General features: G+C 71.8%; 14 protein-coding genes. 9 read left to right on the top strand and 5 right to left on the bottom strand.

Translation table 11 applies throughout. The features are described 5' to 3' along the window. Positions 1 to 116 precede the first annotated feature (116 nt). Both ACXR8F_RS17650 and ACXR8F_RS17645 read left to right on the top strand, forming a co-directional pair. Positions 117 to 851 (top strand): dienelactone hydrolase family protein, encoded by a 735-nt coding sequence (locus tag ACXR8F_RS17650; protein ID WP_458802435.1) that lies wholly within the window; start codon positions 117 to 119, stop codon positions 849 to 851. A gap of 83 nt (positions 852 to 934) precedes the next feature. Beyond that, a complete protein-coding gene (locus tag ACXR8F_RS17645) occupies positions 935 to 1,300 on the top strand; it encodes a hypothetical protein (RefSeq protein ID WP_458802433.1) in 366 nt (121 codons plus the stop codon). Positions 1,301 to 1,806: 506 nt separating this feature from the next. On the opposite strand, the gene ACXR8F_RS17640 is transcribed toward ACXR8F_RS17645, so the two are convergent. Then, positions 1,807 to 2,415, bottom strand: a complete 609-nt coding sequence (locus tag ACXR8F_RS17640; RefSeq protein WP_458802431.1) for a DinB family protein — start codon at positions 2,413 to 2,415, stop codon at positions 1,807 to 1,809. 16 nt (positions 2,416 to 2,431) lie between these two features. Continuing rightward, a complete protein-coding gene (locus ACXR8F_RS17635; RefSeq protein ID WP_458802429.1) occupies positions 2,432 to 3,010 on the bottom strand; it encodes a DinB family protein in 579 nt (192 codons plus the stop codon). A gap of 61 nt (positions 3,011 to 3,071) precedes the next feature. Between ACXR8F_RS17635 and ACXR8F_RS17630 the strand changes: the two genes are divergently transcribed. After that, on the top strand, positions 3,072 to 4,046 hold the full coding sequence (locus ACXR8F_RS17630; protein ID WP_458802427.1) for a helix-turn-helix transcriptional regulator: 975 nt from the start codon (positions 3,072 to 3,074) through the stop codon (positions 4,044 to 4,046). A gap of 9 nt (positions 4,047 to 4,055) precedes the next feature. On the opposite strand, the gene ppc is transcribed toward ACXR8F_RS17630, so the two are convergent. Next, positions 4,056 to 6,953 (bottom strand): phosphoenolpyruvate carboxylase, encoded by a 2,898-nt coding sequence (gene ppc / locus ACXR8F_RS17625; RefSeq protein ID WP_458802425.1) that lies wholly within the window; start codon positions 6,951 to 6,953, stop codon positions 4,056 to 4,058. Between the two features lie 93 nt (positions 6,954 to 7,046). On the opposite strand from ppc, the gene rsmI reads away from it, so the two are divergent. Both rsmI and ACXR8F_RS17615 read left to right on the top strand, forming a co-directional pair. Continuing rightward, on the top strand, positions 7,047 to 7,877 hold the full coding sequence (gene rsmI, locus ACXR8F_RS17620) for a 16S rRNA (cytidine(1402)-2'-O)-methyltransferase (protein WP_458802423.1): 831 nt from the start codon (positions 7,047 to 7,049) through the stop codon (positions 7,875 to 7,877). 141 nt (positions 7,878 to 8,018) lie between these two features. Beyond that, entirely contained in the window at positions 8,019 to 8,444 is a 426-nt protein-coding gene (locus ACXR8F_RS17615) for an OsmC family protein (RefSeq protein WP_045191517.1), read from the top strand. Between the two features lie 94 nt (positions 8,445 to 8,538). On the opposite strand, the gene ACXR8F_RS17610 is transcribed toward ACXR8F_RS17615, so the two are convergent. Together ACXR8F_RS17610 and ACXR8F_RS17605 are read right to left on the bottom strand one after the other, a co-directional pair. Beyond that, a complete protein-coding gene (locus ACXR8F_RS17610; RefSeq protein WP_458802421.1) occupies positions 8,539 to 10,641 on the bottom strand; it encodes a GTP-binding protein in 2,103 nt (700 codons plus the stop codon). Between the two features lie 166 nt (positions 10,642 to 10,807). Further along, positions 10,808 to 11,239 (bottom strand): SRPBCC domain-containing protein, encoded by a 432-nt coding sequence (locus tag ACXR8F_RS17605; protein WP_458802420.1) that lies wholly within the window; start codon positions 11,237 to 11,239, stop codon positions 10,808 to 10,810. A 100-nt stretch (positions 11,240 to 11,339) separates the two neighbouring features. Here ACXR8F_RS17605 and metG point away from each other — a divergent pair, with 100 nt between their 5' ends. The 4 genes from metG to rsmA all read left to right on the top strand — a co-directional run bounded on the left by metG (position 11,340) and on the right by rsmA (position 16,414). Beyond that, positions 11,340 to 13,154, top strand: a complete 1,815-nt coding sequence (metG, locus tag ACXR8F_RS17600) for a methionine--tRNA ligase (protein ID WP_458802417.1) — start codon at positions 11,340 to 11,342, stop codon at positions 13,152 to 13,154. Further along, positions 13,151 to 14,032 (top strand): TatD family hydrolase, encoded by an 882-nt coding sequence (locus tag ACXR8F_RS17595; protein WP_045191521.1) that lies wholly within the window; start codon positions 13,151 to 13,153, stop codon positions 14,030 to 14,032. The genes metG and ACXR8F_RS17595 overlap by 4 nt, the downstream gene beginning before the upstream one ends. Before the next feature lie 186 nt (positions 14,033 to 14,218). Then, a complete protein-coding gene (locus ACXR8F_RS17590) occupies positions 14,219 to 15,352 on the top strand; it encodes a transglycosylase family protein (protein ID WP_458802415.1) in 1,134 nt (377 codons plus the stop codon). A gap of 111 nt (positions 15,353 to 15,463) precedes the next feature. Continuing rightward, complete coding sequence (rsmA, locus tag ACXR8F_RS17585; RefSeq protein WP_458802413.1) at positions 15,464 to 16,414, top strand: 16S rRNA (adenine(1518)-N(6)/adenine(1519)-N(6))-dimethyltransferase RsmA; 951 nt, start codon at positions 15,464 to 15,466, stop codon at positions 16,412 to 16,414. Positions 16,415 to 16,427 lie beyond the last annotated feature (13 nt).

The raw sequence follows: 16,427 nt of genomic DNA, 5'->3' as shown, positions 1-16,427 counted from the left end.
GCCCTCCGCTGCCTCAAACGACGCCTCGCACGAACCGTCTTCAACCTCCTGACCGCCGACCACCACAACCGTCAAGCCCCTTGCCTCACGGCAGCGGCTTGACATAGGAGAAACGCATGTCGATGCTCTCGGGCTGGCGACGCGGATCCCATTCCGCCGACGGCTTCGAGTACCCGACCTACACCGAGGGTGAGGGGCCGGGCGTCATCGTCATGCACGAGAGCCCCGGGCTGACGCCGGAGGTGGTGCGCTTCGGCCGCGAGGTGGTCGACGCCGGCTTCACCGTGGTCATGCCGCACTTCTTCGGGCCTGCCCACCGGGCCCCGTACGCCCTCGAGGCGGTCCACGTCATCCCGCGCCTCTGCATCGGGCGTGAGTTCACGACGGTCGCGACCGGGCGCACGACACCGGTCGCTGCATGGCTGCGCAGCCTGGCGCGCCGAGTCCACGACGAGGCGGGAGGTGTGGGCGTCGGCGCAGTCGGGATGTGTTTCACGGGCGGGTTCGCCCTCGCGATGATGGTCGACCCCGTCGTCGTCGCGCCCGTCGTTGCGCAGCCGGCGGTGCCGGTCCCCTTGACGCCGCGTCGGGCGGCGGACGTCGGATTGGACCCGGGCGACCTTGCGGCAGTGCGTGATCGGGTGATCGGTGGTTGCCCGATTCTCGGCGTCCGGTACCGGGAGGACTGGGCGACAGGGACGCGGTTCGACACGCTGACCCACCATCTCGGCGACGGCTTCCTGCGGGTCGAGCTCGACGGCCCGGGCCATGCCACCCTGACGGGCGAGCGCCACCCGGATGCCGTGGACGCAGTCATCAGCTTCCTGACGACGCGTCTGCAGCCGGACTGAATCCCCTCAATACCAGTCGTGCTCGCGTGGCCAGTGACGTAAACGCTTGGCGCCCGGCCCGGTCGGCGGCATACGGTCGCGTCATGTCGTCGCCCCTACGAGCAGCCCTGCGCCGCCGACTCACGACCGCGATGCGCGAGCGCGACCGCGCCGCCACGTCGGCGTTGCGCAGCGCCGTCGCGGCCATCGAGAACGCCGAGGCCGTGCCCGTGGTCGACCGCCCGACGGTCGCCACGTCCGCCGACGTCGCGGGTGCCGCGCTGGGGATCGGCGCCGCTGAGGCGGAGCGGCTGGTGCTCGACGCGACCGACGAGCGCCGGGTCGTCGCGGCCGAGCTCGTCGCGCTGGCCGAGGCCGAGGCGGCGTGTGCCGCAGCGGGTGACACCGAGCGCGCGACGGCCGCCTCGGCGGGAGCCCGGGTCCTGCGCGACGTGCTCGACGACGTCTGAGACGACGTCTACGACGACGTCCCCGGCGACGTCCCCGGCGACGTGTCCGACACCTCACCGGGCGAGGTCGGCAGCTCGACCCGCCGCTGAGCCACCATCAGCTCTGACGGCCGGCCGCCGCTGTCCACAGCGGTGGTGGACAACGTGTGCACGGACGCACGGAGGAGGTGGAGAACCGACCCGTTCCTGTGGACGACACGCCGTCGACCTGTGGAGGCCGGAGGAGTTTTCGCCATTTCCTTGCGAGGCCGCCTCGCGGGGGGATAGAACGTTCTCACGCACTCCTTCGGGAGAGCGGGACGGCTCGGAGACGAGGGTCCACACGGTGGGGCGACCCACTGCGGCAGCCGGGTGACGAGGCGGCCGGGACCGGAGACGACGAGCAGTCGATCGGGAGCGTCACCATCGACCGATCACACCAGAAGGGCCCTTGAGACTCATACTCCCAAGGGCCCTTCGCCTTTGTCTGTGCGACTCAGCGTCGTTGCAGCACAACCGATCCCGCGTCAGACACTGAGCTCTGCCGCCGGCCGCCACGGCTTGAGCCACGGTGTCTCGGGCCAGCCCTCACGGGCAGCGACGAGCTCGTACATCGTCGCGCCGTCGATGGACTCCCGGATGATGTCGGCGTGGCCGGCGTGGCGTGCGAGCTCCTCGACGAGGTGCATCGCGACCCACCGGACCGACCAGGCCTCGACGTCCTTGGGGAACCAGGGGGCGTCGCGCGGCACCGGCACCGCGGCACCGAGGTCGGCACGCTGGAGCACGTCGCGGGTCACCTCGCCCTGGGCCACCAGGGCGGCGAGGAGCGACTCGAGGGTGTCGTCGTCGGTGACCCGGAAGTCGTCGCCCCAGGACTGTGCCTGCTCCTCGACCGACCGCTCCGGCGGGGCCGGCGCGTCGGGCGCGGCGGCCATCCGCTCCGTCCAACCGCGTTCGCACGTCGTGACGTGCTTGACGAGGCCGCCGATGCTCAGGGTGCCCGCCGTCGGGGTGAGCCGGATCTGCTCCTCGGTGAGACCGAAGGTCGCAGCCACGAAGGCGTCGCGCTGCTGGTCGATATAGGCGATGAGGCTCTCGCGCTCGTCGGCGACGGGTGGGACCTGTGCTGCCATGGGATGTCTCGCTCTCTCAGTCGTTGCGGTGGGCGTAGAGGTCGCGGAGCAGGGCGATCTCGGCTCCGTGGTGGATCAGCTCCCGGTTGATGTGGAGCACGAGCGTCGCGCGCGACGCCTCGGCGAACGGGCCCTCGGCGGAACCGCACGGCTCGGCCAACCCGTCGGTGCCCCAGCTGCGCACGCCGTCGAACCAGGCGGCATACGCGCTGTCGAGCTGGGCGAGCGCCTCGTCGGCGGTCGCGGCGTAGTCGAAGGTGAGGTAGTCGGCCTCCGGGGCGCCGAAGTGGTGGTGGGCCCGCGCCCCGAGCACGCCGACGATGATGTGGGCGAGCCGCCACGCGATCGTCGTCACGGGTGCCGGCTCGGGCGCGGGGTAGGCCCAGTCGATGGTCATCTCGCCGGTGCCGCCCTGCATCTCGGTGCTGCCCTCGCCGCGACGGTGGACGTTCCACGCGCCGGGGGTCGGCTCCCAGAGGTACTCCTCGTCGGTGAGCCCGTCGAAGCGGGCGCGGAGCTGGTGCTGCCAGTGCCAGTCGGCCTGCTCCACCAGGGCGTCGTTCCAGTCGATGGTGGCGCGCGTCGTCTCTGTCATGTCTCGATCGTGACATGCATATAGGACAGGAACTGTCCTCAGTGAATGGCAGACTCCCAGCATGTCCACGACGAGCGACGGCAACGGCACCACCGCCAGGGTGCTGCGGCTGCTCGACCTGCTGCAGAGCCGCCCGGTCTGGAGCGGCACCGAGCTGGCCGAACGGCTCGGCGTGACGACGCGCAGCGTCCGACGCGACGTCGACCGGCTGCGCGAGCTGGGCTACCCCGTCAACGCGACCCACGGCGCCGGAGGCGGCTACCAGCTCGGCGCAGGGCGCCGGCTCCCGCCGTTGCTGCTCGACGACGACGAGGCCGTCGCCATCGCCGTCTGCCTGCGCCTCGCGGCGGGCGGCACCGTCGAGGGCCTCGGCGAGGCGGCGGTGCGCACCCTGGCCAAGCTCGACCAGGTGCTGCCGGGCCGCCTGCGTTCACAGGTCGAGGCCATCCACGAGGCCACCGTCACCCTCGACAGCGCCACCGCCCCCGTCGACGCCGCCACCCTCCTCGTGCTGGCGCGCGCGTGCCGCGAGACCGAGCGCGTCACCTTCGCGTATGCCGGCCCGCGCGGTTCCGGCGAACGCCGGGTCGAGCCCTACCGCCTCGTCGCGACCGGCCGCCGCTGGTACCTGCTCGCCTACGACCTCGACCGCGAGGACTGGCGCACCTTCCGACTCGACCGGATGACCGGTGCCGAGGCGCGCGGCTGGCGGTTCCGGCCGCGGGAGGACGCCCCCGACGCTGCCGAGCACGTGCGCCGCTCGATCTCGCGCGACGTGTACGACCACGTGTGCCGGGTGCGCATCCACGCGCCGAAGTCACTGGTGGAGAAGCACATCCCCGCATCCGTGGGCACGGTCACGGCCGACGGCGGTTCGCACTGCATCTTCGAGGCAGGTGGCAGCCACCTCGGCTGGATGGCGATGCACCTCGGCGTGCTGCCGTGGGAGATGACCGTGCTCGACCCGCCCGAGCTGCGCGACATCATGCGCGAGCAGGCGAGCCGGATGCTCCGCGCCACCGACGCCACCCCGTGACGAGATGGCTCAGCCGGTGTTCCGCAGCCCCGCGGCGATGCCGTTGATCGTCAGCAGCAGGGCCCGCTGCACGTCGGTGTCGGGCTCGGCGTCGTCGGGCACGGCGCGCGAGCGGGCCAGCAGCGACGTCTGCAGAGCGTGCAGCGGTGCGAGGTAGCTGTCGCGCAGCTCGAGCGTGCGCCGCAGCGTCGGCGCCGACTCGAGCAGCTCGGACTGCCCGGTCACCCGCAGCACCTCCTCGAGCGTGCGCTCGTGCTCCTCACGGATCGTGTCGAAGAGCCCCGCGACCTCGGGGTCGACGAGCTCCTTGACGTAGCCGGCCGCGATGTCGAGGTCGGTCTTCGCGAGCGTCATCTGCACGTTGGACATGAAGGTGCGGAAGAAGGCCCACGAGCCGTACATCTCGCGCAGCGTCTTCTCGCGGCCGTCCTCGCGAGCGGCGGCGAGACCCGAGCCCACGCCGAACCAGCCGGGCAGGATGATGCGCGACTGCGTCCAGCCGAACACCCAGGGGATGGCGCGGAGGTCGTCGAGGCCGCCCTCGCCGCCCGGGCGCTTCGACGGACGCGAGCCGATGTTCATCTTGCCGAGCTCGTCGACGGGGGTCGCCGATACGAAGAACGGGACGAGACCCGGATCGCGCACGAGCCCGCGGTAGGTGTCCTGGCCGCGGGCCGCGACGACGTCCATCGTGCCGTTCCAGCCGTCGAGGACGTCCTTGGGCAGCAGGGACTTCCGGTGCAGCACTGACGCCTCGAGCACGGCGGCGAGCGCGACCTCGAGGTTGAACCGCGCGAGACCGGGCAGCGTGTACTTGTCGCTGAGCACCTCGCCCTGCTCGGTGATCTTGATCGGCCCGTCCAGGCTGCCGTAGGGCTGGCTGAGGATCGCCTCGCCGGTGGGGCCGCCGCCGCGCCCCACCGAGCCGCCGCGGCCGTGGAAGAGGCGCAGCACGACGCCGTGCCGCCGGGCGACGTCGCGCAGCGCGCGCTGGGCGCGGTGGATCTGCCACTGCGACGCGGCGATCCCGGCGTCCTTCGAGGAGTCGGAGTAGCCGAGCATGATCTCCTGCACGTCGCCGCGGGCCGCGACGACCCTCCGGTATGCCGGGTCGCCGAGCAGCGCGTCGAGCAGCGGTCCGGCCGCCTCCAGCTCGGCCACGGTCTCGAAGAGCGGGGCGAACCCGATGCGCGCGGTGGCCGCGTGGGTCTCGGTGCCGGTGTCGACGAGCCCGACCTCGCGGGCGAGCACGACGACCGCGAAGAGGTCGTCGATGTCGTGCGTCATCGACACGATGTAGGTCTCGACGGTCTCGGGACCGTAGGTGTCGAGGACGGTGCGGATGGCGTACATCAGCGCGAGTGACGCCGAGGCCGCGTCGCCGACGTCGACGGCCCGGCTCCCGGTGAGCGGGCGGCGCGACAAGAGCTCGCGCGACAGCAGCTCGATGCGGGCCGGCCGGTCGAGCTCGCCGTAGGGCGTCTCGAGCTCGCCGATGCGGTCGTAGAGGTCGGCGAGGGCCGCGTGGTGCTTGCCGCTGTGCTCGCGGATGTCGAGCGTCGCGAGGCCGAGCCCCACCGTCGTGGCGGTGCGGATCAGGCGGAGGATCGCACCGTTGCCGGTGAGCTCGTCGCCGCCGGCGAGCATCGAGTCGCGCACGAGCGTCAGGTCGGCGAGCAGCTCGTCGAACGAGGCGTAGTCGCGGCCCGGCTCGTGCGGCGTCTGGTGCGCGAGGCGGTCGCGGGTGCGCTGCAGCCGCACCCGCACGAAGCTCAGCTTGAGGCGGTAGGGCTCCTCGGCGTTGAGCCGCTTGAGGGCGTCGTAGGTGATGGGCAGGGCCTCGGCGTCGGCCTCCAGGCTGCGGCCCAGCTCGTCGGTGACGGTGACGACCCGCGTCGACGGGGAGAGCTCGGCGAGCAGGTTCTCGGTGTGCGCGATGAGGTCGCGCAGGGCGGCGTCGTGCTGCAGGCCCACGACCTCGAGGGTCACCTGCGGGGTGACGTTCGGGTTGCCGTCGCGGTCGCCACCGGCCCAGGCGCCGAAGCGCAGCGGCCGGGCCGAGGCGGGCAGCTCGATGCCGATGGTCGCCAGCGACCGGTCGAGCTCGGCGAGCAGCTCGGGCACGACGCGCTGGGTCAGCGAGTTGAGGTAGTAGATGGCGGTGCGAGCCTCGTCGGTCGGCTCGGGCCGCTGGATGCGCAGCTCGTCGGTCTGCCAGACGAGGTCGACGAGCTCGGCGAGCCGCCGCTCCAGACGGGGTTGGTCGGCCGGCGCGCTGCGCGGGTCCTCGAGCGTCTGCACGGTGTCGGCGATGCGGCGCAGCAGGTCGATGACCGAGCGTCGCGTGGCCTCCGTCGGGTGCGCGGTGAAGACGGGCCGGTACTCGACCCGCGCGAGCACGGAGTCCACGAGGTCCCGGTCGACGGTGCCCTCGTCGAGGGCCGCGCCGATGCGGCGCGCGGTGGCGGCCAGCGGGCCCTCGTCGACCGCCGTCACCTCCTGCCAGCGGTGCAGCTGCTCGGTGACGTTGACGAGCTGGAAGTAGGCGGTGAAGGCGCGGGCGAGCACGACCGCGGTCGGCGCGTCGACGGCGGCGAGCGTCGACCGCAGCTCGTCGTCGCTGGGCTGCCGGGCGAGGCTGCGCACCCGCTCCACGAGCGCGAGCAGCTCCGCGCCCTCGTGCCGCTCGAGCGCCTCGCCGAGGAGGGCTCCGAGCTGGCGCACCGACGCCCGCAGGGCCGCGTGCTGCTGGGCCGACGAGACGCCCGAGGCGAAGGCGCCGACGTTCGGCTCGCGACGGTCGGCCTCGAGCAGCTGCTCGGTCGAGCGCGCGCCGGCCGGGGCCGTCGCGGGCGCAGCGGTGGCGGCAGAGGTGGGCTCGGTCGAGGTCTGTCCCGAGATCGTCATGCACTCTGTGTATCGCGGTGAGGTTTCCGTCACGTAACCCCGTCCACATTCGGGGACGGCCGTCTCACCTCTCGGTCCTGACAGGATGACGCCATGAGCACCGGCACCCTGGTCCTGGCCGCCACCCCGATCGGCGACCCCCGTGACGCGGCGCCCCGCCTCGCCGAGGAGCTCGCGACCGCCGACGTCGTCGCGGCCGAGGACACGCGCCGGCTGCGTCGCCTCCTCTCCGACCTCGGCGTCGCCACCACGGGTGCGGTCGTCAGCTACCACGAGCACAACGAGGCGTCCCGCACGCCCGACCTCGTCGAGCGGCTCCTCGCGGGCCAGCGGGTCCTGGTCGTCACCGACGCCGGTATGCCGTCCGTCTCCGACCCCGGCTACCGCCTCGTCGCCGCCGCGGTCGAGTCGGGCGTACGCGTCACGTGCGTCCCCGGGCCGAGCGCCGTCCTCATGGCGCTCGCCGTGTCGGGGCTGCCCGTCGACCGGTTCTGCTTCGACGGGTTCCTGCCGCGCAAGCCGGGTGAGCGTGCTCGGGTCCTCGCAGAGGTGGCCGACGAGCGCCGCACCCTCGTCTTCTTCGAGGCCCCGCACAGGCTCGCCGAGACCTTGGCGGCGATGCGCGACGCCTTCGGTGCAGACCGCCGCGCTGCGGTCTGCCGCGAGCTGACGAAGACCTACGAGGAGGTGCGCCGCGGCACCCTCGCCGAGCTCGCCGTGTGGGCCTCCGAGGGCGTCAAGGGCGAGATCACGGTCGTCGTGGCGGGCGCCGAGCGCGCGGTGCCCTCCCTCGAGGACGCCGTCGCCGGCATACGGCAGCGGGTCGACGCGGGGGAGCGGCTCAAGGACGTCGCCGCCGACGTGGCCGCCCGCACGGGGCTGTCGAAGAAGGCGCTCTACGACGCCTCGCTCGCAGCCCGCTGAGCCCGCCCGGCGAGGCCTCCCCCTTCGAGCGGACCGTCCGCCCGTCGGCCGCCCCTTGTTTCGGTCGCGAATCCCCTTACGGTGGGGACGTACCGCGTCGCGGCCCCGAGTCGTGACCGACCCGACAGCGAAGGAGAACTGATGGGCACCACGCGCACCGCCAGCACGCACTGGGAGGGCTCCCTCTTCGAGGGCTCCGGCCAGGTCAGCCTCGAGAGCTCGGGCATCGGCACCTACGACGTGAACTGGCCCTCCCGTGCCGAGCAGGCCAACGGCAAGACGAGCCCCGAGGAGCTCATCGCCGCGGCCCACTCGTCGTGCTTCTCGATGGCGTTCTCGAACGGCCTCGCCAAGGCCGGCACGCCGCCCACGACCCTCGACACGACGGCCGACGTGACGTTCGTGCCCGGCACCGGCATCACCGAGATCAAGCTGTCGGTCGTCGGTGAGGTGCCCGGCATCTCGGCCGAGGACTTCCAGGCCGCAGCCGAGGACGCCAAGGCGAACTGCCCGGTGAGCCAGGCGCTCAAGGCCGTCCCGATCAGCCTCGAGGCCAAGCTCGCCTGACCGCCTGTTCGACGAATCCGCAAGCCCCGCAAGCGTACGAGTGCCGCCCGGCTCGAGCCGGGCGGCACTCACGTGTCACGGGCGCAGCGGCGCGTCACCGACCGACGGCGGCGAGGTACTGCTCGAGGTTGCGCGGGTCGGGTGTGACCCGCGGCCGCGAGGGCGGCCGCTCGCCCCGTCGAAGGCGTACCGGGGCGCGGTGCGAGAAGGCCGTCTCGAGGTGCGGCTCACCGCCCGTGAGACCCGGCAGCAGCTGCCTCAGCTCCTGCAGCCGGGTCGCCGGCACGTCGGCGCCGATGGCCGACTCGCCACCAGAGGTGAACTGGCTGCGCACGCGGCCCCCGAGTCGCGAGACGAGCGCGACCACCCCACCCGCGGCCAAGGCCGGCACGTCGAACCGGGCCGCGAGCACGGGCTCGCAGACGACGGTGCCGGCGTCCTCCAGGGCGCGCATCAGCACGAGCGCCGCGAGCCGGCGGAAGTCATTGGCCGTGCTCATCGGTCCACGCGTCGACGGCGGCCCGTCGGCCGACGCGTAGACGCACTCGGTGACCGTCACCCTGCAGTCGGTCACCTCCCAGCCGTGCAGGCCCTCCGCGAACGTCGCTCCCGCGAACTCGCGAAAGGCCTCTTCGAAGCCGGTGAGGTTGCGGTAAAGGTAGTCCGGCGTCGAGGACGCCGCCACCTCGGCGTGCACCTCGACCCCGCTGCCGGGCGGGAGCGGGTCGATGCGCACACCGAGCCACGCGTTGAACGGGTTCGTCGGGCTGTGCAGCCGTTCGAGGCACGTGCCGGAGCGGGCCGGTCGCTCGACGAGCACGACGGTCGACGGACGGAACCGCACCTCCACGCCGAACTCCGTCGCGAGCGTGGCCCCGATGACCTCCTTCTGCACCTCCCCGTAGAGCGACACGGCCAGCTCACGCCGCCGCTCGTCCTGGCGCACGTCGATGAGCGGGTCCTCGTCGGCGAGCTGCAGCAGCGCTGCCTTGAGCCGTCCGCGGTCCCGCTCGTGCAGCGGCTCGACCACCGTCTCGAGGGTCGGAGGAGCGAACTGCGCTGTGCCGGTGGCGTGGTCACCGGCTCCGAGGTCATCGCCCACCCTGACCCGGGACAGCCCCGTCACCCGCGCGACCTCACCGGGGCCCACCTCGCGGCGGTCGACCCAGCTCCCGCGGTCGAACACGCGCAGCTGCTTGACCTTCTCCCCGCCGTCGCGACGCCCGCCGTGCCCGCCGCGCCCGCGGTGCCCGCGGTGCCCGCGGTGCCCGCGGTGCCCGCCGCGCGCGCTCTCGATCCGCGGTGGCTGGCGTGACCCCACCGTGTCGCGGACGGCGAGGCGACCGGAGAAGATCCGCACGTACGCGATGCGCTCGCCGGTCGGGCCACGCTCGACCTTGAAGACGCGGGCCGACACCTCGCCCCCGTCTGCGCGGTCGCTGCCTGTCGTGGGGAGCAGCTCGACGAGCTGCCGCAGCAGCTCCGGCACCCCGGCGCCCGTCATGGCGGAACCGGCGAGCACCGGACAGACCTCGCCGGCCGCGGTCTGGTGGGCCAGTGCCCGGCGCAGCCGGCGCGGAGCGAGCCGCTCGGCGTGGTCGACGAGCTCGGCCAGCAGGTCGTCGTCGTGGGCGCTCAGCGCGTCGGCCAGCGCCGCCTCGAGGGCAGCACCGTGGCGCTCCGCCGCCGACGCCGCCGTGCCACGGCCTGCGTCGCGAACGTCGGTGAGCAGCACCGTCTCGACGCCGAGCCGCTGCTCCACCTCCTGCACGACACGCCCGACGTCGGCCCCGGCGCGGTCGACCTTGTTGACGAAGAGCAGGGTGGGCACCCCCAGGCGCCGCAGCGCTCCCATCAGGGCACGGGTCTGCGGCTGTACCCCCTCGACGGCCGACACGACGAGGACGGCGCCGTCGAGCACCCCGAGCACGCGTTCCACCTCGGCGATGAAGTCGGGGTGCCCGGGGGTGTCGATGAGGTTGATGGTCACGCCGTCGACGACGAAGGTCGCGACGGCCGAGCGGATGGTGATGCCTCGGGCGCGTTCGAGCGCGAGCGTGTCGGTCTGCGTCGTGCCGGCGTCGACGCTGCCGACGTCGGCGATCGCTCCCGCGGTGTGGAGGAGGCGTTCGGTCAGGGTCGTCTTGCCCGCGTCAACGTGCGCGAGGATCCCGAGGTTGAGCGTTCTGCGTGTCACACGTCTGGTCCTTCGAGGAGTGCGGCTGGGTCATCGGGACGAGACGTGCGCGCATGACCACTCCTTGAAGGTCCGGGGCGTCCGGGACCGGGCCGCCCTCCGTCACGAGGCTAGGGCGGAGAGCAGCCGCCCATCACCTGGTTTTCCGCTTGGTCTTCCGCTGGGCTCACGACTGCTCGACGGACTCCTTGAAGGCGTCGAGCATGCCCTGCCAGTTCTGCGAGAACTGCTCGGCCTGCTCCTCGGACGCGTTGCCGTCCTGCTCGAGCGTGACGGTGGTGGGTCCGCCGTCCTCGCCGTCGAGCGTGTAGGTGACCGTGTGGTAGCTCTCGGGCCGGTCCTCCTGACCCTTGAGCGGGCTGTAGTGCGTGGTCGACAGGCGCCTCGGCTCGTCGAACTCGAGCACCTCGCCCTTGTCCTCGTACGGCTTTCCGTTCATCTCGCCCCGCCACGTGATGGGGCTGCCGACCTGCCAGTCGGTGCTCACCTCGGTGCCCACCATCCACCTGCGGATCTGCGCCGGCTCGGTGAGGGCCTGCCATGCCTGCTGCGGCGTGGCGTCGACGGTGACCTTCGCGTGTGCAACATGACCAGTCATGTCTCTGTCGTACCCGCCGGAACCCGGGAGCGCTTGAACGAAGCCGACAGCCCAGTACACGTGCGCGACCGCTCGCCGGGCCCGCCTAGGATTGCTCGCCATGAGCAATGTCCTGTCTGCCGTCGCCTGGCCGTACACCAACGGCCCGCGCCACATCGGCCACGTGGCCGGTTTCGGTGTGCCCTCCGACGTCTTCAGCAGGTACATGCGGATGGCCGGCCACGACGTGCTCATGGTCTCGGGCACCGACGAGCACGGCACGCCGATCCTCGTGCTCGCCGAGGAGGAGGGTGTCACGCCGCAGCAGCTCGTCGACAAGTACAACGCCGTCATCGCCCAGGACCTCACCGACCTCGGCCTGTCCTACGACCTCTTCACCCGCACGACGACGCGCAACCACTACGCCGTCGTCCAGGAGATGTTCCGCCAGGTCCACGCCAACGGCTACATGATCGAGCAGACGACGCGCGGCGCGATCAGCCCGTCGACCGGCCGCACCCTGCCCGACCGCTACATCGAGGGCACCTGCCCGATCTGCAGCTTCCCCGAGGCGCGCGGCGACCAGTGCGACAACTGCGGCAACCAGCTCGACGCCGACGAGCTCATCAACCCGCGCAGCAAGATCAACGGCGAGACGCCGGAGTTCGTCGAGACCCAGCACTTCTTCCTCGACCTGCCTGCGCTCGCCGAGGCGCTGGGGGAGTGGCTCGACGGCCGCGAGGCGTCGGGCACGTGGCGCCCCAACGTCATCAAGTTCTCCAAGAACCTCCTCAAGGACGTGCGGCCCCGCGCCATGACGCGCGACATCGACTGGGGCATCCCCATCCCGCTCGAGGGCTGGGAGGACAACCCGACCAAGCGCCTCTACGTGTGGTTCGACGCCGTCATCGGCTACCTGTCGGCCTCGATCGAGTGGGCCCGCCGGCTCGGCCACGGCCAGGAGGACCGCTGGCGCGAGTGGTGGAACGACCCCGCCGCCGTGTCCTACTACTTCCAGGGCAAGGACAACATCACCTTCCACAGCCAAATCTGGCCGGCCGAGCTGCTCGGCTACGCCGGCAAGGGCGACAAGGGCGGCGAGCCGGGCGCGTACGGCGAGCTCAACCTGCCCACCGAGGTCGTCGCGTCCGAGTTCATGACCCTCGAGGGCAAGCAGTTCTCGACGAGCCGCAAGCACGTCATCTACGTCCAGGACATCGTCGCCCGCTACGGCCCCGACCCGATCCGCTACTTCATCTGCGCCGCCGGACCCGAGAACCAGGACGCCGACTTCTCCTGGGCCGAGTTCGTGCAGCGCAACAACAGCGAGCTCGTCGCCGGCTGGGGCAACCTCGTCAACCGCACCGCGGCGATGATCGCCAAGAGCTTCGGCGAGATCCCGAGCCCGTATGCCGTCGAGCCCGTCGACGAGGAGCTGCTGGCCACCGTGCGGGGTGCGTTCGCAACCGTCGGGGCCAACCTCGAGAGGCACCGCCAGAAGGCCGCCCTCGCGGAGGTCATGCGTGTCGTCGGCGAGGCGAACGCCTACGTGTCGAAGACCGAGCCCTTCAAGCTCAAGGGCGACGACCAGCGCGAGCGGCTCGCGACGGTGCTCCACACGCTCGTGCAGGCCGTGAGCGACATCAACACGCTCATCTCGCCGTTCCTGCCGCATGCCGCCAACCGCGTGCACGCCGTGCTCGGCGGCGACGGCGAGTTCATGCCGATGCCGCGACTCGACGTGGTGCGCGACCTCGACGACGACTCGCGCGCCTACCCCGTCATCACGGGCGAGTACTCCGCGACGCCGCGCTGGGAGCCGCGCGACGTGGTGCCCGGCACGCCGATCGCCAAGCCCACCGGCGTCTTCACCAAGCTCGACCCGGACGCCGTCATCGAGGCCGAGCGCAGCCGCCTCGGCGACGCCGAAGCATGACGCCCCACGCGTCGGGTCACCGGGGGCTGCCGGAGCACCTGCCCGACCCGCTGCCCATCGACGTCGTCGACAACCACGTCCACCTCGACATCACCCGGGAGGGCGACGAGCCGTTCGACGTCGCCGACGCGATCCGGCGGGCCCGGGCCGTCGGGGTGACCCGGCTCGTGCAGGTGGGCTGCGACCTCGACGGCATCGCTTTCACCATGGACGCCGTCGAGCGCCACCCCGAGCTGGTCGGTGGAATTGCCTTGCACCCCAACGAAGTTCCCAGGCTCGCTGCCGCTGGAACGTTGGAGACGGCATACGCGACCGTCGAGCGCCACGCCGCCCACGAGCGCATCCGCGTCATCGGCGAGACCGGGCTCGACTACTTCCGCACCGGCCCCGAAGGGGTGCCGGTGCAGCAGGACGGCTTCCGCTGGCACATCGACCTCGCCAAGCGGCTGGGCAAGGCCCTGCAGATCCACGACCGCGACGCCCACGACGACGTGCTGCGCATCCTCGAGGAGGAGGGCGCGCCCGAGCACACGGTCCTGCACTGCTTCTCGGGCGACCTGACAATGGCGCGCGAGTGCGTCGAGCGCGGCTACTACCTCAGCTTCGCCGGCACCGTGACCTTCAAGAACGCCCGCGACCTGCGTGACGCGCTGACGGCGATCCCGCTCGACCGGGTGCTCGTCGAGACCGACGCCCCGTACCTCGCGCCGGCCCCGCACCGAGGTGCGACGAACGCCTCGTTCCTCGTGCCCGTGACCATCCGCGCGATGGCCGGGGTGCTCAACATCGACGTGCCGACCCTGTGCCGCGCGGTGTCCGACAACAGCGAGCGCGTGTACGGGCCGTGGGGCACCGAACGAATGGGGCAAACCGCCTAGCGCACCCCCCGATCGGCGGTCCAATCGGACTCGCCTCCGTTATCGAAATTTGACCTTTGCCGTGGCGATCCCCCAGTCTGGACGACTGTTGGCCGGTTGCCACCCCGCATCGACCCTCCTCCCGACGGCGTGAGGAGGATGGTTCGAGAGCGCGTTGCACCCGGATAGATCGACGTTCGGAGTGTTTTGATTTCTCGCAACGCCAAGATCCTGGCCGCCACTGGAGCGGCCGTCCTCCTCACCGGTGGCGCAGTGGGCGCGACCCAGCTCGACAAGACCGTCAACCTCTCGGTCGACGGCGCCTCCTCCACCGCCTCGTTCTTCGGCAGCCGCACCGTCGGTGACGTGCTCGCCGACGAGGGCATCAAGGTCAAGCCCGGCGACGTGGTCGTGCCGGCCGCCGGCAGCAGCGTCGACGACGGGGACTCGATCACCGTCAAGTACGCCCGCCTGCTGAACCTCACGGTCGACGGCAAGACCCGTCAGATCCGCACCACCGAGACCACCGTCGACGCCGCCCTGCTCGCGATCGGTCTCCGCGGCGACGGCGCGCGCCTCTCGGCATCGCGTTCGCAGACCATCGGTCGCCAGGGCCTGACCCTCACCATCGTGACGCCCAAGGCCGTCACCGTGACGGCTGACGGCAAGACGACCACCAAGACCGTGGCCGCGGCCACCGTCGGCGAGGCCCTCACGCAGCTCGGCGTGCGCCTCGGCAAGGTCGACAAGGTCAACCCGCCGGTCACGACCCGCCTCACGAACGGCGCCAAGATCGCCGTCCAGCGCGTCCAGACCAAGGACACGAAGACCACCGAGTCGATCGCCTACGGCACGACCCGCACCAAGACGAACACCCTCTACTCCGACCAGACCAAGGTCTCCCGCGCCGGTGTCAACGGCACGCGCGTCGTCACCTCGCGGGCGACCGTCGTCGACGGCAAGGTCGTGAGCCGCAAGACCATCGCCTCCACGGTCACCAAGGCCCCCGTGAACCGGGTCCTGCTGGTCGGCACCAAGGCGCGCCCGGCCGCTGCGGCTCCCGCCGCCAGCACCGGCGGCTCGTCGTCCGGCGCCGGCCTCAACCTGGCCCGCGCGTCCATGTGGGACTCGATCGCCCAGTGCGAGTCGAGCGGCAACTGGCACATCAACACCGGCAACGGCTACTACGGCGGTCTGCAGTTCCTGACCTCCACGTGGCTCGGCTACGGCGGCGGCGACTTCGCCTCGCGTGCCGACCTCGCCAGCCGCGAGGAGCAGATCACGGTCGCCAACCGCGTCTACGCCGACAACGGCACGTCGCAGTGGCAGTGCAAGCCCTGACACTCTGACCTGACTGACGTGGGGCTCAGCCCTCACGCCATCGAGAAAGCAATCCGTCCGCCCTTCCGGTGGACGGATTGCTTTTTCGACGTGGGCCATAGGGTGGGGCGCATGACGAAGAAGGACGCCGCGGCGACCGCCGCTGCGCCGACCGCTGCACCAGCCGACGACGCCGTGCTCCTCGGCCCCGCGCAGGTGCGCGAGCTGGCCGAGCGGCTCGAGGTGCGGCCGACGAAGCAGTGGGGCCAGAACTTCGTCGTCGACGCCAACACGGTGCGCAAGATCGTGCGCGTGGCCGGCGTGGGGGCCTCCGACGTCGTCGTCGAGGTCGGGCCCGGGCTCGGGTCACTGACGCTCGCGCTGCTGCCCGTGGTCAAGTCCGTCACCGCGGTCGAGGTCGACCCGCGGCTCGCCGGCGCCCTCGAGGACACCGTCCGCAGGCTCCAGCCCGACAACGCCGACCGGCTGCGGCTCGTCGCCGCGGACGCCCTCACCGTCACGAAGCTGCCCGGCCCTGACCCCACGGCCCTCGTCGCGAACCTGCCGTACAACATCTCGGTGCCGGTCGTGCTGTCGTTCCTCGAGCACTTCCCGACGATCGAGCGTGTCCTCGTCATGGTGCAGCTCGAGGTCGCCGAGCGGCTCGCGGCCACGCCCGGCGGCAAGATCTACGGCGTCCCGAGCCTCAAGGCCGCCTGGTACGCCGACGTCGAGCTCGCAGGGCGGGTCGGGCGGAACGTCTTCTGGCCGGCGCCCAACGTCGACTCGGGCCTCGTGTCGCTGCGCCGGCGCAAGCCGCCGAAGACGAGCGCCTCGCGCGAGGAGGTCTTCCGCTGCATCGACGCCGCGTTCCTGCAGCGCCGCAAGGCGCTCCGTGGGGCGCTCGCGTCGTGGGCCGGCTCCGCCGACGCCGCCGAGCGGGCTCTCGTCGCGGCCGGCATCGACCCCAGGACGCGGGGCGAGCAGCTCGACATCACCGCCTTCGCGCGCATCGCCGAGGCCCGTCCCGCTGATGCGGTGACGTCCGGACCCAGGGCCCGTCGCCGGGGCAATGCGTCCTGAACCGGACGGGATG

The sequence above is a fragment of the Terrabacter sp. AAH1 genome, assembly GCF_054456855.1.
The sequence above is the reverse complement of the archived record's forward strand: the minus strand, read 5'-3'. Positions and strand labels throughout refer to the sequence as shown.